General features: G+C 43.5%; 26 protein-coding genes. 18 read left to right on the top strand and 8 right to left on the bottom strand.

What is annotated here, in order from left to right:
• Positions 1-7 precede the first annotated feature (7 nt).
• From I2I13_RS22650 to I2I13_RS22605, 10 genes are read left to right on the top strand one after another with little or no spacing between them, the layout of a single operon-like run.
• Positions 8-1,747, top strand: a complete 1,740-nt coding sequence (locus I2I13_RS22650) for a RagB/SusD family nutrient uptake outer membrane protein (RefSeq protein ID WP_195650582.1) — start codon at positions 8-10, stop codon at positions 1,745-1,747.
• 21 nt (positions 1,748-1,768) lie between these two features.
• The gene (locus I2I13_RS22645) at positions 1,769-2,722 is read left to right on the top strand and encodes a DUF6772 family protein (protein ID WP_195650581.1); all 954 of its coding nucleotides are present in this window, start codon (positions 1,769-1,771) and stop codon (positions 2,720-2,722) included.
• 17 nt (positions 2,723-2,739) lie between these two features.
• Positions 2,740-3,069, top strand: coding sequence for a hypothetical protein (locus I2I13_RS22640; protein ID WP_195650580.1), 330 nt, complete (start codon positions 2,740-2,742; stop codon positions 3,067-3,069).
• Positions 3,057-4,433 carry a ComEC/Rec2 family competence protein gene (locus tag I2I13_RS22635; RefSeq protein ID WP_195650579.1) on the top strand — a complete coding sequence of 459 codons (1,377 nt, stop codon included), beginning with the start codon at positions 3,057-3,059 and terminating at the stop codon, positions 4,431-4,433. Before I2I13_RS22640 ends, I2I13_RS22635 begins: the two co-directional genes overlap by 13 nt.
• Positions 4,433-5,707 (top strand): FAD-dependent oxidoreductase, encoded by a 1,275-nt coding sequence (locus tag I2I13_RS22630; protein ID WP_195650578.1) that lies wholly within the window; start codon positions 4,433-4,435, stop codon positions 5,705-5,707. Before I2I13_RS22635 ends, I2I13_RS22630 begins: the two co-directional genes overlap by 1 nt.
• A 40-nt stretch (positions 5,708-5,747) precedes the next feature.
• The gene (locus tag I2I13_RS22625; protein ID WP_195650577.1) at positions 5,748-7,985 is read left to right on the top strand and encodes a histidine phosphatase family protein; all 2,238 of its coding nucleotides are present in this window, start codon (positions 5,748-5,750) and stop codon (positions 7,983-7,985) included.
• Positions 7,972-9,294, top strand: coding sequence for a mannitol dehydrogenase family protein (locus I2I13_RS22620; protein ID WP_195650576.1), 1,323 nt, complete (start codon positions 7,972-7,974; stop codon positions 9,292-9,294). The genes I2I13_RS22625 and I2I13_RS22620 overlap by 14 nt, the downstream gene beginning before the upstream one ends.
• A gap of 21 nt (positions 9,295-9,315) precedes the next feature.
• Entirely contained in the window at positions 9,316-10,401 is a 1,086-nt protein-coding gene (locus I2I13_RS22615; protein WP_195650575.1) for an SGNH/GDSL hydrolase family protein, read from the top strand.
• Positions 10,398-11,426 carry a zinc-binding dehydrogenase gene (locus I2I13_RS22610; protein WP_195650574.1) on the top strand — a complete coding sequence of 343 codons (1,029 nt, stop codon included), beginning with the start codon at positions 10,398-10,400 and terminating at the stop codon, positions 11,424-11,426. Before I2I13_RS22615 ends, I2I13_RS22610 begins: the two co-directional genes overlap by 4 nt.
• Positions 11,427-11,430: 4 nt before the next feature.
• The gene (locus I2I13_RS22605; protein WP_195650573.1) at positions 11,431-12,297 is read left to right on the top strand and encodes a carbohydrate kinase; all 867 of its coding nucleotides are present in this window, start codon (positions 11,431-11,433) and stop codon (positions 12,295-12,297) included.
• 117 nt (positions 12,298-12,414) lie between these two features.
• On the opposite strand, the gene I2I13_RS22600 is transcribed toward I2I13_RS22605, so the two are convergent.
• Positions 12,415-13,902, bottom strand: coding sequence for a leucine-rich repeat protein (locus I2I13_RS22600; RefSeq protein WP_195650572.1), 1,488 nt, complete (start codon positions 13,900-13,902; stop codon positions 12,415-12,417).
• A gap of 354 nt (positions 13,903-14,256) precedes the next feature.
• Here I2I13_RS22600 and I2I13_RS22595 point away from each other — a divergent pair, with 354 nt between their 5' ends.
• Positions 14,257-14,823 (top strand): nucleosidase, encoded by a 567-nt coding sequence (locus I2I13_RS22595; RefSeq protein ID WP_195650571.1) that lies wholly within the window; start codon positions 14,257-14,259, stop codon positions 14,821-14,823.
• Here the strand turns inward: I2I13_RS22595 and I2I13_RS22590 are convergent.
• A complete protein-coding gene (locus tag I2I13_RS22590) occupies positions 14,793-15,152 on the bottom strand; it encodes a YbaN family protein (RefSeq protein ID WP_004301938.1) in 360 nt (119 codons plus the stop codon). The two genes, I2I13_RS22595 and I2I13_RS22590, sit on opposite strands and share 31 nt — an antisense overlap.
• 129 nt (positions 15,153-15,281) lie before the next feature.
• Here I2I13_RS22590 and I2I13_RS22585 point away from each other — a divergent pair, with 129 nt between their 5' ends.
• From I2I13_RS22585 to I2I13_RS22560, 6 genes are all read left to right on the top strand, one after another.
• Positions 15,282-15,638: a 6-carboxytetrahydropterin synthase gene (locus I2I13_RS22585; RefSeq protein ID WP_117936628.1), complete on the top strand. Its 357-nt coding sequence runs from the start codon at positions 15,282-15,284 to the stop codon at positions 15,636-15,638.
• 20 nt (positions 15,639-15,658) lie between these two features.
• A complete protein-coding gene (locus I2I13_RS22580; RefSeq protein ID WP_117936630.1) occupies positions 15,659-16,204 on the top strand; it encodes a radical SAM protein in 546 nt (181 codons plus the stop codon).
• Between the two features lie 52 nt (positions 16,205-16,256).
• Positions 16,257-16,997 (top strand): (Fe-S)-binding protein, encoded by a 741-nt coding sequence (locus I2I13_RS22575; protein WP_148364457.1) that lies wholly within the window; start codon positions 16,257-16,259, stop codon positions 16,995-16,997.
• Complete coding sequence (locus I2I13_RS22570; protein WP_195650570.1) at positions 16,994-18,379, top strand: lactate utilization protein B; 1,386 nt, start codon at positions 16,994-16,996, stop codon at positions 18,377-18,379. Before I2I13_RS22575 ends, I2I13_RS22570 begins: the two co-directional genes overlap by 4 nt.
• Positions 18,376-18,957: an LUD domain-containing protein gene (locus I2I13_RS22565; protein ID WP_195650569.1), complete on the top strand. Its 582-nt coding sequence runs from the start codon at positions 18,376-18,378 to the stop codon at positions 18,955-18,957. The genes I2I13_RS22570 and I2I13_RS22565 overlap by 4 nt, the downstream gene beginning before the upstream one ends.
• Before the next feature lie 135 nt (positions 18,958-19,092).
• A complete protein-coding gene (locus I2I13_RS22560) occupies positions 19,093-19,965 on the top strand; it encodes a pyridoxamine kinase (RefSeq protein WP_148364460.1) in 873 nt (290 codons plus the stop codon).
• Between the two features lie 25 nt (positions 19,966-19,990).
• On the opposite strand, the gene I2I13_RS22555 is transcribed toward I2I13_RS22560, so the two are convergent.
• The 5 genes from I2I13_RS22555 to I2I13_RS22535 are packed head-to-tail and all read right to left on the bottom strand — an operon-like array spanning position 19,991 to position 24,098.
• Entirely contained in the window at positions 19,991-21,238 is a 1,248-nt protein-coding gene (locus I2I13_RS22555; protein ID WP_195650568.1) for a carboxypeptidase-like regulatory domain-containing protein, read from the bottom strand.
• On the bottom strand, positions 21,235-21,807 hold the full coding sequence (locus I2I13_RS22550) for an RNA polymerase sigma factor (protein ID WP_004301947.1): 573 nt from the start codon (positions 21,805-21,807) through the stop codon (positions 21,235-21,237). The genes I2I13_RS22555 and I2I13_RS22550 overlap by 4 nt, the downstream gene beginning before the upstream one ends.
• Complete coding sequence (locus tag I2I13_RS22545; protein WP_195650590.1) at positions 21,808-22,464, bottom strand: lysophospholipid acyltransferase family protein; 657 nt, start codon at positions 22,462-22,464, stop codon at positions 21,808-21,810.
• Positions 22,465-22,488: 24 nt separating this feature from the next.
• On the bottom strand, positions 22,489-23,445 hold the full coding sequence (locus I2I13_RS22540; protein WP_004301949.1) for a phosphatidate cytidylyltransferase: 957 nt from the start codon (positions 23,443-23,445) through the stop codon (positions 22,489-22,491).
• The gene (locus I2I13_RS22535; protein ID WP_195650567.1) at positions 23,442-24,098 is read right to left on the bottom strand and encodes a CDP-alcohol phosphatidyltransferase family protein; all 657 of its coding nucleotides are present in this window, start codon (positions 24,096-24,098) and stop codon (positions 23,442-23,444) included. The genes I2I13_RS22540 and I2I13_RS22535 overlap by 4 nt, the downstream gene beginning before the upstream one ends.
• Positions 24,099-24,287: 189 nt before the next feature.
• On the opposite strand from I2I13_RS22535, the gene I2I13_RS22530 reads away from it, so the two are divergent.
• Positions 24,288-26,138, top strand: coding sequence for a VWA domain-containing protein (locus I2I13_RS22530; RefSeq protein ID WP_195650566.1), 1,851 nt, complete (start codon positions 24,288-24,290; stop codon positions 26,136-26,138).
• Between the two features lie 481 nt (positions 26,139-26,619).
• Here I2I13_RS22530 and I2I13_RS22525 read toward each other — a convergent pair whose 3' ends face one another.
• Positions 26,620-26,922, bottom strand: a complete 303-nt coding sequence (locus I2I13_RS22525) for a helix-turn-helix domain-containing protein (RefSeq protein WP_007478434.1) — start codon at positions 26,920-26,922, stop codon at positions 26,620-26,622.
• Between the last annotated feature and the right edge of the window lie 71 nt (positions 26,923-26,993).

The raw sequence follows: 26,993 nt of genomic DNA, 5'->3' as shown, positions 1-26,993 counted from the left end.
ACATAATATGAAAAAAATACATGTATCGATTTGCATGATAGCTCTTCTATCTGTAACTTCTTGTGTGAACCTCGATCTGAATCCTCCTTCAGCTGCATCCAGTGAAAACTGGTTTTCGTCACCGGAGGAAGTTCGAATCTCGTTGAACGATTTTTATCGCAGTACTTTCTTTGTTATAGAAGAAGGCTGGACGCTGGACCGTAATACGGATGACTGGGCGCAACGAACCAACATTTATACCATTGCAGCAGGTTCACTGAATGCGTCTTCTACAAGTAATCCTAATATCAAGACTGTTTGGAGTTACACGTATAAGAACATTAGTCGTGCCAACCGGATTTTGGAGGCACTCGACAAACTTGAAGGCGAATATTCCACCACTGAACTGAATACGCTTCGTGCCGAAGCTCGTTTTTTCAGAGCGTTTGCTTATTCACGTTTGATTACTCTTTGGGGAGATGTTCCTTTCTATCTGACTTCGATTACTCCGGAGGAAGCATTTGAGATGGGGCGTACCGACAAAGCTGTCGTTCTGAAACAAATTTATGAAGATTATGACTATGCTGCAGATAATTTGCCGGTCGCAAATAATAATAGCGGCGCCACCCGTGTGGACAAAGGAACGGCTTATGCTTACAAGGCTCGTACCGCTCTTTATCAGCACGACTATGGGACCACCGCAAAGGCTGCGCAAGACTGTATGGATCTGGGAGTATATGACTTAGCCCCTGATTATGGAGAGCTTTTCCGCGACAAGACAAGAGGAAGCAAAGAAGTTATCTTCTCTGTTGTCCACTCAAATGACCTTGAGTTGGATGAAAACGGTCAGCCTACTACACAGGCTATCGGTTCCTTTATTGCCCGTACGGCAGGCGGTACACATAATGCACAACCTTCGTGGGAACTTCTTGCTGTCTACGAAATGACGAATGGCAAGACGATTGATGAACCGGGCAGTGGCTTTGATCCTCACGATCCATTTGCCAACCGTGATCCCCGTTGCCTGGAAACATTTGCTGCTCCCGGTAGCCGTATCTATGGTATTGAGTGGAATCCTGCGCCAAACGCACTCGAAGTTATGGACTATACGCAAAATCGTATGATTACAAACAAAGATTCCAAAGGCGGTTCGGATGCTTCCAACTGTGCTTACAATGGTTGTTGCCTGCGCAAAGGCGCGCAAGAGTCATGGCGTACTACTTTGTATAACGACAACCCCGTTATTCTCATGCGTTATGCCGATGTCTTGTTGATGTATGTCGAAGCTAAGATTGAACTGGGGGAGATTGACGCTACTGTCCTTGCTTGCATCAACGATGTCCGTGCCCGTGCTTACGGCACCACCCGTACACAAACCAACGACTATCCGTCCATCACGACAACCGATCAGACAGCATTGCGCAAAGTGCTCCGTCGTGAGCGTCGTGTGGAGTTTGCATGGGAAAATCTTCGCTATTTCGACTTGCTTCGTTGGCATCAGTTTGAGAATGCTTTCGGACACAATATGTACGGATTTACCCGTACAGCCAACAGGGCAAAGGAATACTTTGCGGCAGGCAACTGGTTTTGGCCGGAGACTCCGACATTTGACAAAGACGGATTTCCTTCTTTTGAAGCGATGGCCGACGGGACCTATATCGTCCAGCATGGTGAACGTAAGTATGATGAGAAGATTTATTTGTGGCCATTGCCAAGTGATGATGTATTGATAATGAATGGAAAACTTGTTCAAAATCCAGGGTACTAACTTTATTAAATAAATGATATTATGAGCATTGGAGAAATTTTATTGCACAGTCGTTATCAACCATTGAAAAGGGTGTTGAGCTATGATGTATTCAACACCGGCTTTAATGGCTGGATGACATTGATGCCTAACTTTACGGAATATCCCGATTTTGATGTTCCCAAGACATTGGTCAATAAAGACCAGTGGCCACCGGTCATGCTTAGTTCCGCTACTTTCAGGTATCCGGGCACTCACGGGGCAATGTCCGGCACTTACTCTCTTAAACTTTCAACAAGACCTGTTGCCGCTCCTTATACGGAGATTCCGGCGGAAGGTTGTCTGGGACATGCCATTAAGCGGCTTTCGTTCTCTCGTCCGGGCTGCAAATATTTGCAGATAGAATGTTGGTTTACATACACGGCGGAGCAGGATGTTGTGGATGGCGGTGACCGTCCGCAACCGGGTTTACACGAGAGTTCCATCCGCGACTTTGGTATGGGATTCGATGTACAGGAGGGTGGAAAGCGTTACCATGTAGGAATTCGCTATCTCAATGCAGTAGATGGCAAATTAATGCAGAAGTGGCAGTATGAACATTCCAATGAAGACATAACCGACCGTGATTGGGCTTATGGGCTTGACGGAGACTGGTGTAAGAGGGGAGTCGATCCTTGGTGGTTCGGCCGCCGTTATCTTAATGGCGATCACGATGGGTTTAAGGATTTGAAAGATGGTCATCAGAAACTCATTTATAATGAGACCGACTGTAAACTCAATTGGCAATACATGCGTCTGAAACTTGACACACAGCTTCGTGAATATGTCGAGTTTCAATGTCAGGATAGAATTTGGGATATGCGTGGCATTGCAGCCGATACTGTTGACGGATATGGGCGCATCGACAATCTTATCAATCCTCTTTTCTGGGTGGGTACTGATACCAATCGTCGTGTATTCTTTTATATAGATTCTGTTGTTGTTTCACAAGAATAAAAGGAGGAATGTAATATATGAAAATGTTTAATGATTCCCACCTTGAGGTAAAGAAGTTTTTTAAAGGCACTTTCTTCACTCATCCTTACGAGGCTGGTTGGGCAGATGAGGCTATATTCTTTGTTATGGTTGAGAAAATAGAAGGAGATCCTGTATTTGAAGGTCGTGTACAACTATCGCAAGACGGTATACATTGGGCTGACGACGGTAGTGATTCTGCAATCTTCAAAGGACTTGGCCAACATATTATAAAGGTAAATTCAAATTTTGGTAATTATATTCGTCTTGCCGTCAGCATTGAAGGCGGAGAGATGTTTTTAAATCTTCATATAGCATGCAAAGGTTAATATTTATACTTAGTCTGTTCATCCTTGCGATTGTAGGATGCAGCTCCAATGAGTCTCACTCATTTTTGATTCGTCCGGATGGAGGTGGGGAAGATGCTGCCACTGAAATAGAGGTAGGTAAAACGATTCCTGCCTGGCAAGAGGGTATGATGGATATTCATTTCATCAATACGACTACCGGTGAAAGCATGTTTGTAATATTCCCGGATGGTACGCAAATGCTTATTGATGCCGCAAGTTCGAGTGTTACGACCAACTCTAATAGTAATACGACCAACACAGGTATCCGTAGTCGTTGGGATCCGACTCTGACTTCTACCCGTGGTTCACAGATTATAACTGATTACATTCGTAAGTGTATGGTATGGACAGGTAACAGTACGATTGATTATGCTGTACTTACCCACTTCCATAATGACCACTTCGGCGGTTATACTTCCTCCTTGCCGAAATCTTCCAACTCCAGCACTTATTCGTTGATAGGTTTTGCTGAGATTTTCGATAATTTCAAGATTGGTACGCTTCTCGATCGTGGCTATCCCGATTATAATTATCCGTTCGACATGGCGACAATGGCAGACAATGCTCCAAGTTGTAATAACTATATCAATGCAGTGAAATGGCATGTCGCTAATCAAAAGTTCGATGCTGCGATATTCAAAGCAGGGGCGAATAATCAGATCGTTCAGAAGTATAATCCTGCAAAGTATCCTACTGCAAAGGTGCAAAACGTGGCAGTGAATGGAGAGATCTGGACAGGTTCGGGCACTACCACAAAAAAGACATTCCCTGAACTCTCGGAGATTTCATACGAAAACAGTAAGAACATTACCTCCAGTGACAATTGTCCGCCGGAGAATATAACCAGTTGTGTGATGAAAGTTTCGTATGGCAACTTTGATTTCTTTGCCGGTGGTGACCTTCAGTATAACGGACGTTCGAGTCATGCGTGGAAAGATGCCGAACTGCCCTGTGCAAAAGCAGTAGGTCAAGTGGAACTATTGAAAGCTAACCATCACGGTGTAACCAACACCAATCAGGCGGATGCTCTGAAAGCACTCAATCCACAAACGATTGTTGTCAATTCGTGGGTAGATTGTCATCCCCGTACCGATATACTGAATTCGATGGAGACAACACTCCCTGCGTGTGACATGTTTATCACTAACTTTTGGCAGGGCGATCGCCCCAGCGGAGTAGACGACCGGGTTACGGCGGAAGAGGCTGCGAGAGTAAAGGGATATGATGGACATATTGTAGTTCGTGTGACCGACGGGGGAAACAAATATAGAGTTGTGACAATCACAGATTCTGACGGGGCAATGACTGTTAAGGCTATTTCCGGTCCATATACAAGCAGATAATGAATACAAAATATTATGATGTAATAGTAGCAGGTGCAGGTCCTGCCGGGATATGTGCGGCTGTAGCCGCCGCCCGGCAAGGAGCACGTGTTGCTCTTATCGAAAGATACGGAGTCATCGGAGGTAACCTGACCGCCGGGTATGTCGGCCCTATTCTCGGTAGTGTAAGCAAGAACACGATGCGCGATGAGGTTTGTGCTATTCTTGGAGTCGAAGACAATGACTGGATTGGCGAGCATGGAAATGCTCACGATTTCGAAGAGGCAAAACTTACATTGGCAGAATTTGTCGCCAGGGAAAAGAACGTCGATGTCTTTTTGCAATGTTGTGTGTCGGATGTTATTCGTGACGAAAAGGTGGTAAAAGGCATTAAGTGTGCAAGTAACGAGGGGACGCTCTGTTTTGAGGCCGCGGTTACGATTGACTGTACCGGTGATGCTATAGTATCTTTTCTTGCCGGTGCAAAAATAGAAAAAGGACGTGCTGACGGACTCATGCAGCCTGTAACCCTTGAATACACCATTGACGGCATAGATGAATCGAAAGGAATTATCTGTATTGGAGATGTAGACAATGTTCAACTGAATGGCGAGTGTTTTCTTGATTGGTGTAAAAAGAAAGCCGATGAGGGCAAACTTCCCCGGATGCTTGCTGCCGTGCGTTTGCATCCGTCAGTCAGAACGGGTTGCCGTCAGGTAAATACGACACAAGTCAATAGGGTGGATATAACTTCGGTAAGCTCTATTTTCGCTGCCGATCTTGAACTTAGGCAACAGATACGTCTCCTGACTCAATTCTTGAAAGAAAATTTGCCGGGTTACGAAAACTGTAGAGTGATCGGGAGTGGTACAACAACCGGAGTGCGCGAAAGCCGCAGGGTGATGGGCGACTATGTGATCGATGCCGATGAGATGGCGGAAGGTTGTCGTTTTGCCGATGTGGTAGTACATAAAGCATTGTTCATTGTCGATATACATAATCCTGATGGAGCCGGACAGGCGGAACCGACCATACAATATTGCAAACCATACGATTTGCCGTATCGTTGTTTTCTTCCGTTGGGCTTGGAAGGGCTTCTTGTGGCGGGACGGTGCATATCGGGTACTCACAGAGCTCACGCTTCATACCGTGTCATGAGTATTTGCATGGCGATGGGAGAGGCTGTTGGCATTGCCGCTGCCATGAGTGCCTCGCAGCATTGTACTCCGCGGGCTCTCGATGTAGGAGAGTTGCAAAGACGGCTTGAGTCGTTAGGCGTAGAGCTGTTTGATTAACGTAGAACATAATCATACTTTAAATTTATAGAGCATACTTATGAAGAAAATATATTTGTCTGTCGTGTGCTTATTGATCTCTATTCCCCTTATCGCTCAGTTGTATGTAGAGTCGGAGAAGGAGGTGGAATGCTCAGTCTTCCTAGCAAAGGAAGGACGGGGTCGAGCACAGCAAGGACTTGAAATATGGGATGATTACATATTCTCGTGCGAGGATGGAGGACACGTGAATATCTATGATTTCAAAAGTGCCGATCCGAAACCTGTGGCAGGCTTTGAGTTGGCGTCCTCCCATCCGGACAACCATGTAAATAATGTATGCTTTGGCGTCGAGACAAAACGCGGAGCATCGTTTCCTCTCTTGTATATCACAAACGGGAAGGTAGGAAGCGAGTTGGAATGGTTGTGCTTTGTGGAGAGCATCACCCGTCGTGGAAAACGTTTTAGCAGCGAAATCGTACAGACAATTGAACTCGATGGCTCGAAGTGGGCGGAGAAAGGGTATGTCTCCATCTTTGGTGCACCAAGCTGGCTGGTCGATCGGGAGCGGGGCTTTATATGGATATTCTCGGCGCGTAAACGTACTGTGGCGAAGGTGACAAAGCATGCATGGGAAAATCAGTATGTCGCCACCAAATTCCGTATACCGTCGTTGAGTGAGGGCGCAAAGGTGCGGCTCGACGAAAATGACATTCTCGATCAGGTGGTGTTCCCTTATGATGTATGGTTCACACAAGCGGGCTGCATGCATGATGGTAAAATCTATTATTGCTTCGGAGTCGGGAAACAGGATGACAACCGTCCTTCCTGTATTCGGGTGTACGATACTGATAGGCGGACAATTACTGCACGATACAATGTGCAGGAGCAGGTTATTTACGAACCGGAAGATATTGTGGTCAAAGACGGAGTTATGTATGTCAATACCAATACGAATGTGAAAAAGACGTCTGATCTTCCTTGCATATTCAAACTCTCTCTTCCGAAAGAAAAGCCGGTGACCGAAAATCCTCTCGACGAGATACGCAGGGATCCGGAACGTGCGGGCGGCGTGTATTATGTGACCGATCTTTCACATCCGGTTACGCCGGCGCCCAAAGGATATACGCCTTTCTATATAAACGGCTATTTCCGTCACGGAGCGCGTCAGATAGACGATGCGGTGACTTATTCTGCCATATACGGTGTATTGGAGAAAGCTTATGCCGCAAATAACCTTACCGATTTTGGGAAAGCCTTGTACGAACGTCTTGAACCGTTCAAGAAGAATGTGTTTTACAAAGAAGGCGATTTGACACAAATCGGTTATCGTCAGACAAGGGAGATAGGCCGGAGGATGGTACAAAACTATCCGGAAGTATTTGAAGGTCATCCCTATTTGAAGACTAACTCAACGAATGTGCTTCGGGTGGCGGCTACCATGCAATCTGTAAATGCGGGGATTTTGTCGCTGCGCCCCGGGCTTGAATGGGCGGAGATTGACAACTCCCGTTCGTTTCTTACCACACTGAATCCTTATGGCAGCGTATGTCCCGACAGAAGTCCACTTGATAAGTATATACTTGGTAAAGAAAATAGTTGGTATAAAAAATATCGTTCGTACATAGATGAAAAAATGGATGTGGATGCTTTTTTTGCAAGACTGTTTATAGACATAGCACAAATAAAAAGCGAGTATGACAAGTATGACCTAATCCACCGTTTTTGGTTAATGGCGTCGCTTATGCAATGCCTCGACCGTCAAGTGCCTATATGGGACATTTTTACAGAAGAAGAAATATTGGCTTGGGCGGAAATTGAAAACTATAAATATTTTGCGCAGAAAGGTCCTGAACCGGTTTCTCACGGGCGTAGTTGGGGACTTGCATCTCGCACGTTACGCCATTTGTTAGACGAATCTGCCGAAGATCTGGTTCGCAAGCGTCATGGTATCAATCTCAACTTCGGACATGATGGCGTTCTTATGGGTATCTTGACAAATCTGCAAACCGGGACGTGGGCGCGTGAGGCAAATAATTCCAAAGAAGCATTGCAGAGTTGGAAGTACTGGGATATTCCAATGGGTGCAAACCTCCAGATAATATTTTATCAATCGGAAGACAATCCGGATGTTTTAGTTAAGTTTATGCTGAATGAAAAAGACCTCCGGTTGCCGTTTGAAGCGGTTGAAGCATCTTATTACAAATGGAATGAGGTTTATAAATTCTATATAGAACATTGCGACAAGGTTGAAAGATCACTTGCCGAAACATTGAAATTATCGTATGAAGACTTTTAATTATAATCGTGCTGAAATTAAGGCTGGAATAGTACATTTCGGCGTTGGAAACTTCCATCGTGCACATCTTGAAGCTTACACAAATCTTTTACTTGAAGATCCGACACAAAGGGGATGGGGTGTGTTCGGAGCCATGATCATGCCTACGGACGGGACATTGTTCAATGCCCTTAAAAAAGACGATGGCATATATCAGTTAACGACATGCAGTCCTTCCGGCGAACGGGATAGTATGTTGATTGGTTCGCTTGTAGAACTTGCATGGGGGGAAATAGATAGTGAGCCTATCATAGCTAAAATAGCATCGGAGGAGATAAAAATAATCTCTCTCACCATAACCGAAGGGGGATATAAAGTCGATTTTGAAAAGCCGCGTAGTGTGTTTTGGTATGTAGCCGAAGGACTTAAACGTCGGATGGCGAAAGATCTGCCGATAACTATTCTTTCGTGTGACAATATGCAGATGAACGGCAACACTGCCAAAGGCGCGTTTATGTCATACTTCGAAGCGAAATATCCCGAAGTGGCAGCGTGGGCGAAAAAGAAGGTGACGTTTCCGAATTCGATGGTGGATAGAATCACTCCTGTAACAAAACCAGGTAAAGTCACCGATGTGTATTGTGAAGATTTTATACAATGGGTGATTGAAGATAATTTCATAGCAGGTCGTCCTGCATGGGAGAAAGTGGGGGTTACATTCACCAATGATGTGACTCCGTATGAAATAATGAAATTAAGTCTTCTCAATGCGTCACATACTCTTCTTTCTTATCCTGCCTATATGGAAGGATTCAGAAAGGTCGATACCGTGTTGGCAGACGAGCGGTATCGTGCAATGATAAAGTTGTTTATGGACAGGGACGTTACTCCTTATGTTCCGGCTCCCGAGAATGTTGACCTTGAAGCGTATAAAGACCAGCTTATCAAACGATTTTCAAACAAGGCGATAAGCGATCAGGTGTCACGGCTTTGCGGCGATGGTATCGCTAAGTTTGCAGTTTATGTGGTACCCATACTCAAACAGATGTTGCAGGATGGAAAGGATATTTCGATAGAGGCTTTCCTGATAGCTGTTTATTGCAAATATCTGATAGGGGCGCGCACCGAGTCCGGTGAAAATATAGCTATCTCAGAACCTCACATCACCCCGGCGGACAAGAAGTTGATTTCCAGAGGATCGCCGGCCGAGTTCTTGAAGATATCACCTTTTGTATCATTGAGACTGGACAAATATCCTGTGTTTATGGAAAAGTATGAGCAGTTTTATGCCATGCAGGTAGCGGAAGGACTGAAGGTCTTATTACAGTAAAACAACTAAAAAAACAAGGCTATGAGGAGGTTTTTCATAACAGTTGTTCTGTCATTTTCGTGCGTATTGTCGGTTTCGGCACAGAAACAGATGGAGGCATCAACGCTTAACCTGATAGGTAAGCCGTTTGAATCGACTCTCAATCCGTATCATAGAGTCGATACATTGGTTTATAAAGGTTTTAACAGGACGGAGAACCGACAACTCCGTTGTTCTGCCGGTATGGCTGTGTTGTTTAAAACGAACACACGTAATATACAGATTACAACAAAGTGGGGATATGTATATTCGAGCCATTCAACCATGCCGATCTCTTATAAAGGATATGATCTTTATATCAAAAATGCAAACGGTAAATGGCAGTATGCGGCAAGCGGTTCATTGAAAGCGTACAAAGGTGAGAAAACCGAGACATTCACGCTCATTGAGAATATGGATGGTACGATGCACGAATGTATGATGTATATGCCGATGTATTCGGAGGTCATTTCTTGTAAAATAGGGATAGATGACGATGCTGTTATCGAACCGTTGAAGTCCGATTTTCGTCACAGGATAGCGGTATATGGCTCTTCATTTACGCAAGGAGTGAGCACGGATCGATCCGGTATGAGTTATCCCATGCAATTTATGCGTAATACAGGTCTTCAAGTCGTGTCGCTTGCAACAAGCGGACGTTGCCTGATGCAGCCTTATATGCTCGATGTTCTTGCCGAAGTCAAGGCTGATGCCTTTATATTCGATACATTTTCAAATCCTGATGCAGAACTGATAAGAGAACGTTTGATACCATTTATTGATCGGCTTATAGCGGCACATCCGGCTACTCCGTTGATATTTCAGCGTACTATCTATCGCGAACGACGTTCATTCGATACAGTTCTTGATGCGAAAGAACGGGCTAAGGCGGCAACTGTAGAGGAGTTATTTACAAAAATCCTCACGACCCCGAAATATAAAGACGTTTATCTGATTACACCTAATGCTTCCGATGCGCATGAAACATCGGTCGATGGAACTCATCCAAGTAGTTATGGATATGCACTTTGGGCGAAGTCAATAGAGACTCTGGTAATAGAAATTTTAAGTAAATATGGTATAAAATGAGACAAGCGGTATTAGTAGAACCAAAACATATTGAATTTCGTGAGGTTGAGGCGCCTAAGGCATCGGACCTGAAAGAACATCAGGTGCTTCTGAATATTAAAAGAATAGGTATTTGTGGCAGTGAGATACATTCTTATCACGGATGTCATCCGGCAACTTTCTATCCGGTAGTTCAGGGGCATGAATATTCGGCAGTGGTAGTCGCTACGGGGACAGCGGTTACGATCTGCAAGGTGGGTGACGTTGTCACCGCACGTCCGCAACTCGCATGTGGGAAGTGCAAGCCTTGTCAGCGGGGAGAGTATAATATTTGTGAAGAGCTAAGAGTGCAAGCCTTTCAGGCAAATGGAGCTGCGCAAGACTTTTTTGTGGTTGATGATGACAGGATTGCAGTGTTGCCTAAAGGTATGTCACTTGATTATGGGGCTATGATAGAACCAGTGGCAGTGGCTGCGCATGCAACCATGCGTGGCGGGGACTTGAAAGGTAAGAATGTGGTTGTATCGGGTGCCGGAACGATCGGTAACCTCGTGGCGCAGTTCGCTAAGGCAAGAGGAGCCAAACGGGTTTTGATTACCGATGTAAGTGATTTCAGACTTGAAATAGCTCATAAATGTGGCATAATAGATACGCTCAATGTAGCTAAGACATCACTCAAAGAAGGAGCTAAGAATCTTTTTGGGGATGAAGATTTTCAAGCTGCGTTTGAGGTTGCCGGAGTTGAGTCGAGTATTCGTTCGCTTATGGAGTGTATCGAAAAAGGGAGTACCATTGTTGTAGTGGCGGTATTTGGCAAGGATCCGTCGCTTAACATGTTCTATTTGGGAGAGCACGAATTGAAAGTGAACGGAACGATGATGTATCGCCATGAAGATTATCTTACGGCTATCGATCAGGTAAGTTCAGGAGCTATCCGTCTCGAACCGCTTATTTCGAATCATTTTCCGTTTGAACAGTATGACGAGGCATACAAATTTATAGACGAGAATAGTGCAACATCCATGAAAATAATTATTAAACTATAAAACCATGAAAATAATAGGTATAGGAGAAGTTGTTTGGGATTGCTTCCCGGAAGGTAAGAGACTTGGCGGAGCACCTATCAATTTCTGTTTTTTTGCAAAGGAATTGGGAGCAAAATCATATCCCGTTACGGCAATAGGTGACGACGAACTTGGCGATGAAACGTTTGCAGTGCTTAAAGAGACCGGACTTGATTTAGGATATATTTCTTGTAATATTTTGCCGACGGGTAAAGTGCTTGTCTCGTTGAATGAGGCCGGTGTACCGCAATATGATATTGTTGAGAATGTTGCTTGGGATGCAATTGAGTGTAGTCCTGCGACAATGAAACTTGTTAGCGATGCAGATGTTGTTTGTTGGGGATCTTTAGCGCAGCGAAGTGAAAAGTCACGTGCTGCAATCTTGAGGCTTATAGATGCTGTGCCAGACACATCGTTGAAGGTATTTGATATTAATATCAGGCAACATTTTTACTCGACAGACTTGATTGTGGAGTCCTTGCAAAAGGCAAATGTCCTCAAATTGAATGAAGACGAATTGCCGTTATTGATTTCTCTTCTTTCCCTTTCAACTGATTTTGTGGAAGCTATCGCAGAACTCATTATTCGTTTTTCGCTCAAATATGTCATATTCACACAGGGGGCAGTACGTAGTGGTATATACGATGCTAGTGGGGAAGTGTCATCCATCAATACACCTAAAGTCGAGGTAGCCGATACTGTAGGGGCAGGCGACTCGTTTACTGCTACCTTTGTTGTGAACATACTTAGAGGGGCGTCCGTTGCTGAATCACACCGCAAAGCGGTAGATGTCTCGGCATATACTTGTACACAAAGAGGAGCTATTAATCCGCTGCCGGATAGTAAAAAGTAATCTTTAAACGAAGCCTGGTGGGGAAACATTATGCCCGGAAAGGTTAGATGAATCACGGAAAGCTGTCGCTCAAAAAGCTGCTTATGCTACCGTGAAGCATCTGTTCCGGGTAGCTGATTATTCTTCGATAAAATTCTTAAAGTCACTCCAAAAGGGTGATAATCTATATGCTGTAATAGATCCTTTGGGAACATATATTTTACAAATGGACTTGTCTTTTATTTCTAGGGTACTTTGATTCTGTATCCTCGGGGGAGTGATTCTTTTTACATGTATTTCTACTATGGGACAAGCATTAAAAGCTGACGATTTGATTTCACTAACACTGTTGGGAATTTCCACATATTCTAAGGATTCGCAATTTCCGAAAGCATTTGCTTCAATTTCAGTAGGTCCTTCCGGTATTATTATTTTTTTTACTTTTCTACTATAATTCAAAAATTGTACACTGATAGTAGACAAGTTTGGAGATAGCTCAACTTCATCAAAACTAGTATATTGGAATACACCTTGTTCGGTAAAAGTTACTGTAGTAGGTATAGTTAGTTTCCCTTTCATGAATGTAGAACCGAATGCGAAAAAATCGATTCTGGTTAGCCCTTCTGGGAGTTTTATAGTATTAAGATTTATAGCTCCATTAAAAGCAAGCCTCTTTATAATTTTTACTGTAGAAGGCAGGGACACTTCTTTCAAGTTACGACATGATAAAAAGGTATATGCCGGTATGACTGTTAGTTCCTTAGGTAGTTTTACTTCTTCTAATTTTGAATTCTCAAAGTTGCGTTCAAGTAATTCATCAGGGTTGAAGGTTAAATTATTGGTTTTAAACTCATGTATCTTGGTGTCATTCATATCTAAGATAATAAGTTGCCCCATTTCTTTTAAAGTCATTAAATCTCTAGCATCAAGATTTCCGGTGAGTGTTAAATCTGTGATGGATGTTTTATTTGTTTCTAAGATACTTTCTAGACTTCCGGGTATTTCTATGTGATAACTGGCTTTAATGATTTTGCGAGTAATAGTAAGTTCACAACTAGCTTTTGCTTTTGATTCCTTTAGTTGTGCTGTGATGGTTGCATTCCCTTCTTTAATTGCAGTAATGTTTCCATTATATACTGTTGCAATTTTGTCATCTGACGATGTCCATATTATATCTTTGTATGTTGCGTTGTCCGGTTCGATAACAGCAGATAACTGATGGGTTTCTCCAGCAATTAATTTAACTGTGTTTTCTGATAATTTGATAGATGTAGCTTCAATCGGAATAACATTTATCTGACAGGTGGAGAGAGGACCGAAATCTTTGGCTTTAGCAGTAATAATAGTAACACCGATAGACAGTGCTTTAATTTCTCCATGGGCATTAATTGTGGCAACGTCTTTATTGGAGGATGTCCAAATATATTCAGGAACGGGCAAGTTTTCTGGAGAATGTTTTATGGTGAGCGTGTGACTATCACCAATATTTAAAGTTACTTCTTCTTCGGTAATTTTTATTGCATCAATTGTTTGTTGTATAATTTTATCTTCTATATCATTCTTGTCACTACAACCATTTATGAACAATGTTAAAACTAGTACGGAGAGTAAATTTAATGATTTCATATTAAAATTATGTTTGTTTTGTTGCTCTGTTGGTAAAGCATTAAAATTATTTTGTTGCAAAGATAGATATAATGTGTAAGCCTCGAAAGCTTTTAATGTAATTTTTATTAGGTCTACGATATAGTTTTATGAATCTATGTATAGTGTTTTTTATAAGATGCGGTTTAATTCCGTTTATTAACCGCATAATTTGCGGCTTAGCATACCTCTTTTAATCGCATTTTTATGAATAACTCCAATTTAATAGTTATTTTTGCAAAAATAGTCAATGCTATGTTCATCACAGAAAATTGGAGTGAGCTGGAGTTGCTTGCATATCTCATTGAATAATAATTTTATGATATAAAGAAATCCATGTTGAAAATATTAGTAACCTACGCTGTCCAAGGCGAATTTGTAGAGATTAAATGGCCGGATGTAGAATCTTATTACATTCGTACAGGTATTGGAAAAGTAAAATCAGCTTTTCATCTGGCAGAAGCAATCCGCCAGGTACAACCGGATTTAGTACTCAATATCGGAAGTGCCGGAACAGTCAACCATCAGGTAGGAGATATCTTTGTCTGCCGTAAGTTCGTAGACCGTGATATGCAGAAAATGAAAGAGTTCGGATTGGAGTGTGAGATTGATTCATCGGCCTTGCTCGAAGAAAAAGGTTATTGCAAGCACTGGACGGAAGAAGGAATCTGTAATACGGGAGATGGCTTCCTCACCGAGTTGACCCATGTTAGCGGAGATGTCGTAGACATGGAAGCCTATGCACAGGCATTTGTCTGCCGTTCAAAAGAAATTCCGTTTATTTCCGTGAAATATGTGACTGACATTATTGGTCAGAACTCCGTGAAACATTGGGAAGATAAACTTGCCGATGCCCGACAGGGACTATCACATTACTTCAATGTCTTGAAAGAAAGAATATGATAAGTGACTCCTGCGGCAATCAGTCCCAGGAGAATCTTTACCCATATCAAAGGAATCAAGAAGAAAATGCAGTAAAGCATAGTTCCCCACATCAGCACGAGCGAGATTACTTTGGCTCGGAGAGGGATCGCCTTATTTTCGCGGTAATTGCGGATATAAGGACCGAAGTGCCGATGATTGAGCAGCCAGTTATATAGTCGGGGAGACCCTTTGAAATAAAGGGCAGCGGTGAGTAACAGAAAAGGGGTAGTAGGCAGTAACGGCAGAAAGATGCCGAGAATGCCGAGTGCAAGGGAGATACTACCTAAAACAATATACAGAGTTTTCATGCGGCAAAGATAGTGCAAAAAAAGGGAAAAAATAACACTCTTTGCTGAATGAAAACTCTATTTTATATTACCTTTGTCGTTGCATCGAGGTGACATTAGATGCGTGTAACTATTAAAATACATACACCCATGTTTACAGTAATCAAACGCATGGAGATCTCGGCTTCTCATAAGCTGGTACTCCCGTATCGCAGTAAATGCGCCAGTTTACACGGTCACAACTGGATTATCACCGTCTATTGCCGTTCTATGCGGCTCAACTCCGAAGGAATGGTGGTAGATTTCACCCGTATCAAAGAAGTGGTCATGGAAAAACTCGACCATCAAAATCTGAATGAAGTACTTCCGTTCAATCCCACAGCAGAGAATATCGCCCGGTGGGTGTGCAAACAGATTCCCCAATGCTATAAGGTAGAGGTGCAGGAATCGGAAGGAAACATAGTCATCTATGAGAAAGATTCCGCCAGCGCAGAAGGACAAGAGTAGCAAATTAAACAAGTATGACGATGAGAAAGATTAATGAAATCTTTTACAGTTTGCAGGGCGAAGGTTACCACACCGGAACTCCGGCCATCTTCGTGCGTTTCTCCGGCTGCAACCTGAAATGTGACTTTTGCGACACACAACACGAAGAAGGAACCATGATGACCGATGAAGAAATTATCACCGAAGTGAAAAAATATCCAGCCGTTACCGTTGTCCTCACAGGTGGCGAACCTTCCTTATGGATAGACGACCAATTGATCGACCTTTTGCATCAGGCCGGTAAATATGTGACCATCGAAACCAACGGTACACACCCCTTACCGGCATCTATCGACTGGGTGACCTGCTCACCCAAACAAGGGGCAAAACTGGCAATCGACCGGATGGACGAAGTGAAAGTTGTCTATGAAGGACAAGATATAAGTATTTTTGAACTACTTCCTGCCGAACATTTTTTCCTCCAGCCTTGTTCTTGTAATAACACTGCTTTGACAGTGGACTGTGTAATGCGACATCCCAAATGGAGACTCAGCCTGCAAACACACAAATTAATCGACATCCGTTGAACAAAATAAACGGGTGATACGGAGGAAGCTTAAATTATTACATAATATAGTTATGAAAGTAGGTTTGTTTATTCCTTGTTATATCAATGCTATTTATCCCAATGTGGGAGTGGCATCGTATAAGTTATTGAAAAGTTTGGGAGTAGACGTCGATTATCCGTTGGATCAGACCTGTTGCGGACAACCGATGGCAAATGCCGGTTTTGAAGACGAATCGATGAAATTGGCACTCCGTTTTGACGATTTGTTCCGGAAGTATGATTACATAGTCGGTCCTTCCGCCAGTTGTGTGGCCTTTGTGAAAGAGAATCATCCGGGCATCTTAGAGAAAGAAGGACACGCTTGTCAGAGCGCGGGAAAGATTTATGACATTTGTGATTTTATTCATGATGTACTGAAGCCTTCCAAGATTCCTGCACGCTTTCCCCATAAGGTTAGTATTCACAATAGTTGTCATGGGGTGCGTGAATTGTTAATTTCGGCTCCCTCCGAACTGAATATTCCTTATTACAATAAATTGCGTGATTTGCTCGATCTGGTTGAAGGAATCGAAGTTTTCGAACCCAGCCATATTGACGAGTGCTGCGGCTTTGGCGGAATGTTTGCCGTGGAAGAGCAGGCAGTCTCCGTCTGCATGGGGCGTGATAAGGTGAAAGACCACATGGCCACCGGAGCCGAATATATTGTCGGAGCGGACAGTTCCTGCCTGATGCACATGCAAGGTGTTATCAAACGGGAGCATCTGCCTATTCAGATTATCCATATTGTAGAAATTCTAGCGTCGCAATCATGAGTACAAAACATTCAAAGGCTGCCGAGAAGTTCTTGCAGGACAGCAAGATGGCAGCATGGCATAATGAGACCCTTTGGATGGTCCGTGCCAAAAGGGATAAGATGAGCAAGGAAGTTCCCGAATGGGAAGAGTTGCGCAACAAGGCTTGCGAACTGAAACTTTATTCCAACAGCCACCTCGAAGAACTTCTGCTGGAGTTCGAGAAGAACGCTACCGCCAACGGTGCCATTGTGCATTGGGCAAAAGATGCCGATGAATACTGCGCCATTGTCTATGAGATATTGAATGAACATAATGTGCATCATTTCATCAAGAGTAAATCCATGCTTGCCGAAGAGTGCGGACTGAATCCTTTCCTGATGGAGCGGGGCATTGATGTCGTAGAGTCCGATTTGGGCGAACGCATCCTGCAACTGATGCATCTCGAACCGAGTCACATCGTACTGCCTGCCATCCACATCAAGCGGGAGCAGGTAGGCGAACTTTTCGAAAAGGAGATGGGAACCGAGGAAGGAAACTTCGACCCTACCTACCTGACTCATGCGGCACGTAAGAACCTGCGACCTCTCTTCCTGAATGCCGAAGCCGCTATGACAGGGGCCAACTTTGCCGTAGCTTCAACCGGCGACATCGTAGTCTGCACAAATGAGGGAAACGCCGATATGGGTACTTCCTACCCGAAGCTGAACATCGCCGCTTTCGGTATGGAAAAGATTGTTCCGGATTTGGATGCACTGGGCGTATTCACCCGATTGCTTGCCCGTTCGGCTACCGGACAACCGGTGACCACCTACACTTCCCATTACCGCCGTCCCCGCGAAGGCGGTGAATACCATATCATCATCGTAGATAACGGCCGGAGTACATTGCTTTCCAAGCCCGATCATATCAAGACACTGAATTGCATCCGTTGTGGTGCGTGTATGAATACCTGTCCGGTATATCGCCGGAGTGGGGGATACTCTTATACCTATTTCATTCCCGGACCTATCGGTATCAATCTGGGCATGGCTCATGATCCGGAGAAATATTATGATAATCTTTCTGCCTGCTCCCTGTGTATGTCCTGCTCTGATGTTTGTCCGGTGAAAGTTGATTTGGCCGAACAGATTTACAAGTGGCGTCAGGATTTGGACGGACTGGGAAAAGCCAATACAGGAAAGAAGATCATGTCCGGCGGCATGAAGTTCCTGATGGAACGTCCGGCATTGTTCAATGCTGCTTTGTGGGCGGCTCCGGTAGTAAACGGTCTGCCCCGTTTTATGAAATACAACGATCTCGACGATTGGGGAAAAGGGCGTGAACTGCCGGAATTTGCCAAAGAGTCGTTCAATGAAATGTGGAAGAAAAACAAAGTACAGGGAAAGGAGGAATCCAAATGAGCAGCAGAGAAGAGATATTAGCCAGTATTCGCAAGAATACGCAAACTCGTTATGATAAACCGGATATTGCGGATATGAAACGATTGTCGTATCCTGATAAGATAGAACAATTTTGTGCAATCAGTCGTGCGGTGGGTGGCACAGCAGTGGTATTGGGCGAAGGAGAAGATGTGAATGCGGTCATACGTCGGACTTATCCGGATGCTATGCGCATTGCTTCCGTCTTACCGGATATTTCCTGCGCGACATTTAATCCCGACAATCTGGATGATCCGAAGGAGTTGGATGGCACCGATGTAGCCGTGGTGAAAGGAGAAATAGGAGTTGCCGAGAACGGAGCCATTTGGATACCGCAGACGGTGAAATATAAAGCTATTTATTTTATCTCGGAAAAGCTGGTTATCCTGCTCGACCGGAATAAAATAGTGGATACCATGTATGATGCTTATCGGGAGCTGGATGGACAGGAATATCAATTCGGAACATTCATCTCCGGTCCTTCAAAGACTGCCGACATTGAGCAGGCATTGGTGATGGGAGCACATGGGGCACGGGATGTATTAGTGATATTAATCTAGTGTTTCAAAACAGAGGCTCTATTGGTAGGAAGTAGAGCCTCTGTTCGGTATAAACAGAACTTCTGTTTATTGTAAATAGAGCCTCTGTTCCGGTTCGTTCATAGAAGAGTAGTCAAATGTTTAAATTTAAATGATATGTATGCCAATAAAGTAAAGAAAATAGCCGCCGTTCATGACCTTTCGGGAATGGGACGCGTGTCTCTCACTGTCGTTATTCCTATTCTTTCATCCATGGGCTTTCAGGTTTGTCCGCTTCCTACGGCTGTATTATCCAACCATACGCAATATCCCGGTTTTTCCTTCCTCGACCTGACGGACGAAATGCCGAAGATTATTGCCCAGTGGAAGAAACTGGAGGTGAAGTTTGATGCTATCTACACCGGATATCTGGGCTCTCCGAAACAGATTCAGATTGTTTCTGATTTTATCAAGGACTTTCGCCAGCCGGATAGCCTGATAGTTGCCGATCCGGTGTTGGGAGATAACGGCCGGTTGTACACTAACTTTGATAGGAAGATGGTGAAAGAAATGCGCCACCTGATAACCAAAGCAGATGTGATTACTCCCAATCTGACGGAATTATTTTATTTATTGGATGAACCCTATAAAGCAGACAACACGGATGAAGAGCTGAAAGAATATCTTCGCCTTTTGTCCGATAAAGGTCCGCAAGTGGTTATCATAACCAGTGTCCCCGTGCATGATGAACCCCATAAAACGTCTGTCTACGCTTATAACCGTCAGGGAAACCGCTACTGGAAAGTGACCTGTCCTTATCTGCCTGCACATTATCCCGGTACGGGAGATACTTTTACAAGTGTCATAACCGGCTCTTTGATGCAGGGAGACAGCTTGCCGATGGCATTAGACCGTGCCACTCAATTTATCCTGCAAGGAATCCGTGCCACTTTCGGGTATGAATATGACAATCGGGAGGGGATTCTGTTGGAGAAAGTACTTCACAATCTGGATATGCCGATACAGATGGCCAGTTATGAATTGATTTAATCTTTTACATTCACAAATTTTTGTCCTATTCGAATTTGACGGTTATTTCCACTGATTTATTGCCATAAATCCAGTCCGGACCTTCCTGAATCAGGCGGATGGCTTCCTTGTCGGAAGATTCGCAGAGGCTCTCTTTTACTTTGATGTAGAAGGGACGCCCTTCCTTGTTAACCAGGAAAGTTAATACCACTTTCCCTTTCACTTGTGCGCATTTTTCATCCGTCGGACGAACCAGATTCTCCTTCAGGTACTTCTGATATTTGCGTTTACCAATCACGGGTTGCGGAGTAATATCTTTGTCTGCCTGCTCCTTAGCCGTCACGACAGTTGTCGACTTCTTATTTTTATTTGTTCCGTATCCCACTACCACCACTTCGTTAAGCGTTTGTTTGTTTTCGTTCATGGCAATGAGCATTGTCTGGCTGGTATCTACCGGAATTTCTACCGGATCATATCCGATGAACTGCGCTGTCAACTGTTTTTTACCTTCCTTTTTAACCAGCGAAAACTCTCCGTTCATATTCGTAATGGTTCCGATATTTGTCCCTTTATATGCCACACTGGCCCCGATGATCGGTTCTCCTTTTTCATCGGTCACTTTTCCCTGAATAATGTTACTGTTGGGGGGAGTCACCACTTTAGCCATTCTCATTTTCTTGTCGGAAGCGGACTCGGAAGTATCCATTGTTGCTGCTACCTCTTGCAATTCAGCAGTCTGCTCCAAGGCTTCCTCCATCATCGGTTCTATTACTGCGGATGCACTTTTAGCGGTAGGAGCAGTTTGGTTTTTGGCAATCATATCCTTTTTATCCGCTTGTTTCACAGCAATTCCGGAAATAGGGGTAGAATCCGTTTTGACCTTTGTGGCAGCCAGCGCGATTTCCTTTCGCGGGGTTACAGGAGCTGCCGGAGTCGCCGGATTTGTAGGAGTTGCCGGTGTTGCAGCTTCAGGCAACTTTGCAGGAACAGACTCTTCAGCGATAAACACTTCATCTGTCATGCTCTTTTTCAGGAACAGGAAATAACTGCTGATACCGAATCCGATAACCAGACATGCAGCGATGCTCCAGGTGATAGCATAAGTGTTCTTTTTCTTTGCCGAATGAGCAGAAACCTGCATCCGCAGTTTCTCGATCCGTTGTTCGTGATTTCCCTCCACTTGGTTGTATCCATCCATAGCATCGGCCAGGAAAGGGTCTTGCATCGACTCTTTTTCCAGCCGGTGTGCCTCTTTTCCTTTGCGGAGTCCTCGTATGTAGTCCAATAGTTTCATAGGGCTTGTTTCTTAATACAAATTTTTAAGTTTCGCTTTCCGTTTTGGATATAGCTTTTCACATTGTTCAGAGTAAATCCGGTCTGTTCCACAATGTCGGCATACGACATTTCCTCTAAAAAGAAACGCGTAATGCTGGTCCGTTGTTCTTCGGGCAACTTTTCGAGACAGTGATGTAATGCCTTTAGTTGTTCCTCTGAACTTTCCTCCTCACTTAATAGATGCAGAAATTCGTCGGATTCCATAACATTAACGGTATAATCTAACGTAATTTCTTTATTTTCCTTTCGTAAAAGTTGCAGGCAATGATTCTTTGCCACTCGGTAGAGCCATGGCTTGAACACTTTTATCTCATAATTTCCCAGTTTAGGCAATAAATCTTCAAACAACTGCATGACCGCCTCCTGTGCCCGGTCTTCATCATGCAGATATTTCAGGCAAAGTCCGTATAGTAACGGGATATATCGGTTATATAATTCACCGAAATATTCCGTATCGCCGGACTTCGTATAATGTATTAGTAATTCCTCGTCCGATAGTTTTGATATTTTTCTTTTGAAAAACAACATCTATTCCTCTTCTTCGTCAATAATGACTTGATATTTTTCTTTCATTACTTCAAAATCACCTGTAATCTGGTCTAATATTTCATGTGTATCCGTACTCTTTACCAATGCGGGCATACCGTAATAGATAGATGCTTTATATGGTAACAGTATCATTTTTCCTTTGGGCAGAGAACGTCCCATACCGGTCATGAATACGGGAATATATTTCACTTCGGGTCGCAGAGACAGGATGCGGGCTATGCCGGATTTAATTTTTCCCATCTGTTCCGGCTTTCCTCTGGTTCCTTCCGGAAAAAGAATCAGCGAATATCCGGCGTCGATGGCTTCAAGCATCTTACGGATCGGATCATGCTCCGAATCTTTTTCTCCTTTTCTTCTGATTAGCAGTGTGTTGATGAAAAAGTTGCTGATGGAAGCCTGAAAGCGGGTTTTCCCGAAATAATCTTCTGCTGCTACGGGTTTGACTTTCCATAAAAGTCCTCCGGGCAGGGAAGATAACAAGCTTAGGGTGTCCAGATGGCTGTTATGGTTGGCAAGGATGATGAATTGCTTTTCCTTTTTGAGGAACTGGCAATCGGTGAACTGAACTCCCACAACCAATTTCAGAAACCATTGGAATACACCTTTATATATAATCTGCATGGCAGCAGCTTGCATGAATCTTTTTTCCATTCTCTCCGTTTAATATGCAATGTAATAAACTAAATGAAAAAATACAGGAGCCGTGTAGGCCAGAGAATCTATCCGGTCGAATACTCCTCCATGACCGGGAATACTGTTCCCCATGTCCTTAATTCCTTTATCTCTCTTGATGGCGGAGATGACTACGTCTCCCGAGAATCCGGCAATCGCAACGAGAGCACTTACCAGGATAACGTTGGGAGCGGAGAGGGGAGTCAGGAAACCGAGGAAGTAACCAATGACGGTAGTACTGATTACGCCGCCCAGAAATCCTTCCCACGTTTTGTTTGGACTTACTTTCGGAAGTATCTTATGCCGTCCGAGAAGTTTGCCCCAGATAAATTGCATGACATCGTTGATTTCCGTAAGGAATACAAGGAATAATAGCAGACCTCGTCCTCCCGCATTGAATCCCGGCAGTTCGGGAAGTGACAGGAGATAAGCGAGGTGGCTGATACCGAATACCGAAAGCATCAGAATCCATTGCAACAGAGCCATCGACTTGGTAATTCCGTGGGTGTCTCCCTTTAAAACAAGTCGTAAGGGCAATACGAGAAACATAACTACCGGAATGAAGATGATGAATGCTCCATACCAGGCAAGGTAAGCAAGGTAATATTGAATGGGAATGGCCAATATCCCCCAAAACAATGCTCCGCGATCTGCCTCTCTGAATCCCAACACCGAGTACAGTTCTCTGAAAGCGATGAAAGAGAGAAAGGCAAGGAAGAAGTAAGAAATGTTATAGCTGATAAATACAGCGCCGATAAACATGCCCGCCATGATCCACCATGAACGTGTGCGGGCGGAGAGTTCGCTGATATTTGTTTTTGGAGAGATCTTCTTTACGAGAAAAAGAATAAGGCTTGCCGTAACAAGCAGTCCGATGATGAGCGAAATGACGATAATCAGTTCATCGCTTAGCGTAGGAAATATGATATCCAATAGTTCTTTCATTTTATTTCATTGTTTGTTGTGTGTGACATGAGGTACAGACGGTGTATCAGTGTTGCGACAAGGCCGACATTCATAATTATCAGGGCTATGAGACATACTATCCGGTCGTATCCTGCATGAATGGTGCAGGTGGCTACTACAAAGGCAAGCGTGAGCAATGCCATGCGGTGTTGCTTGGCCATTGGACCGTTAAAGAAATGCTGGTGCGTTTTGTAGGCTCCTATCCAGCGGAAATAAGCTGTCATAACGGCAAGAAGGGCCGCTAGCCATCCCAGTTCAATACCGAATCCGCCTGCTATATATCCGACGGGAATGATGAACAAAGCATCAGCAAAGCGGTCGGGCATATCATTGTAGAGATCCCCGTTGGCACTTTTCTTCCCTCCTTCAATAGCTACCATCCCATCGAACAGGTTGCAGAGTAACCGCGACTGCATGCAAACGATGAACAGAATGTAGGCTACATACTTGTTAAAACCGGGATCAATGACTGTGCCGATCAACAGAAGGCACCCCACCATAGCGAAGAATACGCTCATCATGGAAATTTGATTGGGAGTGACACCCCAACGAGTTAGTTTGCGGGCAATAATAGTAGCCCAGGCCGTGTTTCGTGAGGCTATTTCCCGCCTTCCGTCGACTTCGTTTTTCATATTTATAATATGTTTATGATTGGCAAATATACACATCATCTTAAGAGTTGCAAAGGAATGAGTGAGAATTTTGAAATGACCCTTTTTTTCTGCCGGATAAAAAAAGTTCAGGCAATTTATGGAATCTGTGTGAAATGTGCATCTCTATAATAAAAGCGAACTAATAGTAACATTTTAAAATAAGAAGTTATGAAAACAAATCAATTCAGAGCGATGATGCTCGTGCTGCTAATGGCGGTTATTTCTTTAGGTAGGATGAATGCGCAAGTTATTACTGTGTCGGGTACGGTGACGGATGCAAAGGATGGAAATCCGCTTGTAGGTTGTTCGGTACAGATCAAGGGTACTTCGAAGGGGGCAATAACGAATATGAAGGGCCAGTATACAATTCAGGCCAAGAAGGGGGAGACGTTGTTGTTTCAGTATATCGGGTATAAGCAAGAGAGAAGGGTGGTGAAATCGGCTACGCTGGATGTGAAGATGAAAGCGGATGATGTGGTATTGGAAGAATGTGTAGTGGTAGGATACGGGCATGAGCTAAAGGCTACTAAATCGGTGTCTGCTGCTTATATGGCGGTATGTCCGACACCGGGAATCATGTATGATGCTGTAAATGCGGAAGAATACGGGCAGATTCAGGAGAATGGATTTAAGAGTGTGTCGGATGCTCCGCTTTCTACTTTCTCTATTGATGTAGATGCTGCTTCTTATAGTAATATGCGTCGTTTTATCAATAAAGGTGAATTGCCTCCTGTAGATGCTATCCGTACGGAAGAATTAGTAAACTATTTTTCCTATGATTATCCGAAACCGACAGGAAGTGATCCTGTGAAAATCACGATGGAAGCCGGAACTTGTCCCTGGAATGCGGATCACCGTCTTGTGCGTATCGGCTTGAAAGCTAAAGAAATTCCGACGGATAATTTGCCTGCATCTAACTTGGTGTTTCTGATTGACGTCTCCGGCTCTATGTGGGGAGCCAACCGGTTGGATTTGGTGAAATCATCTCTCAAATTGTTGGTAAACAACTTACGGGATAAAGATAAAGTAGCTATCGTGACTTATGCAGGCAGTGCCGGTGTGAAACTGGAGGCCACTCCGGGTAGTGACAAACAGAAGATTCGTGAAGCGATAGATGAATTGACGGCAGGTGGTTCTACGGCAGGTGGTGCGGGTATCCTGTTGGCGTATAAAATAGCCAAGAAGAATTTTATCTCTAATGGCAACAACCGTATCATACTTTGTTCCGACGGTGATTTTAATGTGGGCGTTTCTTCCACCGAAGGATTGGAACAATTGATTGAAAAAGAACGTAAGAGTGGAGTGTTCCTTACCGTATTAGGTTATGGCATGGGTAATTATAAAGATAAAAAGATTCAGGTGTTGGCAGAAAAAGGGAACGGTAATCATGCTTATATAGATAACTTGCAGGAAGCTAACCGTGTTTTAGTAGGCGAATTCGGTGCTACATTGCATACGGTGGCGAAAGACGTCAAACTGCAAGTGGAATTTAATCCTTCCCAAGTGCAGGCGTATCGTTTGATTGGTTACGAAAGCCGTCTGTTGAAAGACGAAGACTTTAATAATGATGCTAAAGATGCCGGAGATATGGGTGTGGGACATACGGTAACTGCTTTTTACGAAGTGATTCCTACCGGTGCAAAGAATGAATATGTGGGTAAAATAGATGATCTGAAATATCAGAAGAAAGAGAAAGTGGCAGTGAAACCGACAGGCTCTAATGATCTCCTGACTGTGAAACTGCGTTATAAAGCTCCGGATAAAGATGTCAGCAAGAAAATGGAACTTCCTTTCGTTGATAATAAAGGCAATAATGTTTCTTCCGATTTCCGCTTTGCTTCTGCAGTGGCTATGTTCGGACAGTTGCTTCGGGACTCTGACTTCAAAGGAAATGCCAGTTACGATAAAGTGATTAATCTGGCCAAACAGGGACTAAATAATGATGATAAAGGATATAGAAGAGAATTCATCCGTTTGGTTGAGGCTGCCAAAGGATTGGAAAGAACGAATAAGAACTAGGAAATCGGGCGGGAGTCATTGTGAGTGTACGCTATATGACTATGCGTAAGATTCGCAGATATGAATGAACGTAGAATTCCAGATGGATAATCGTAGAAAATGATAGTGACGGTATATGTTCGGGATAGTGACGCTATCGCTGTTGTATACCGTCACTATCTTTGTCGGATAGCGTCACTATCATTTATTTCGTCCGAATTTCGTCCGACCTGAAACGAAAAATAGCCGTAAACTTATCGTTTACAGCTATTTAACTCTGCACGGGAGGAGAGGCTCGAACTCTAATGACATTTTTTGCTTCCTCCTTTATTGAATGTCAAATAACTATGTTTCTGGTTAAGCATTATTATTATAAGTTGACTTGTCCGAAATATGTCCGCAGACATGTAATATTTATCTATTTTTTATTGTTGAATATTATTATTTCTAAATCATAGGTAAACATTTTAGTATATTGCGGCATCGATATATAGTTGAATAACTATTTTTTGTTTAATAAAACTTGTATTAGCCGTTCTTTCTCTTCGAGAAGTTTCTTTAAATAAGCAATTTCTTCTTCTTTATTAAGATTAGTGCCCGTATTATTTTCCGAAGGATTATCAAAGAAAATACCGGGAGAAACATTAAATACCTCTGCTATGGCTTCAAGAGTTTTAGTATTAGTTGACCCTGCTCTTATCATAGACTGAATAGTACTTTCATCCTTACCGATTCGGGAAGCTAATTCCCTAATTTTGATTTTGTTTATTTCGCATAAATCTCTTATAAGTAATAAATTAGCCATAATTTGATATAGTATTTACAATAATTAACAGGAATTATATAGCACATTATGCTAAATAAATCTATATTTGT

Origin of the sequence: Bacteroides sp. D55t1_190419_B8, from assembly GCF_015558905.1 — a bacterium.
In the GTDB taxonomy this organism is placed as follows: domain Bacteria; phylum Bacteroidota; class Bacteroidia; order Bacteroidales; family Bacteroidaceae; genus Bacteroides; species Bacteroides vicugnae.
This window is presented reverse-complemented; position numbering and strand designations above follow the sequence as displayed.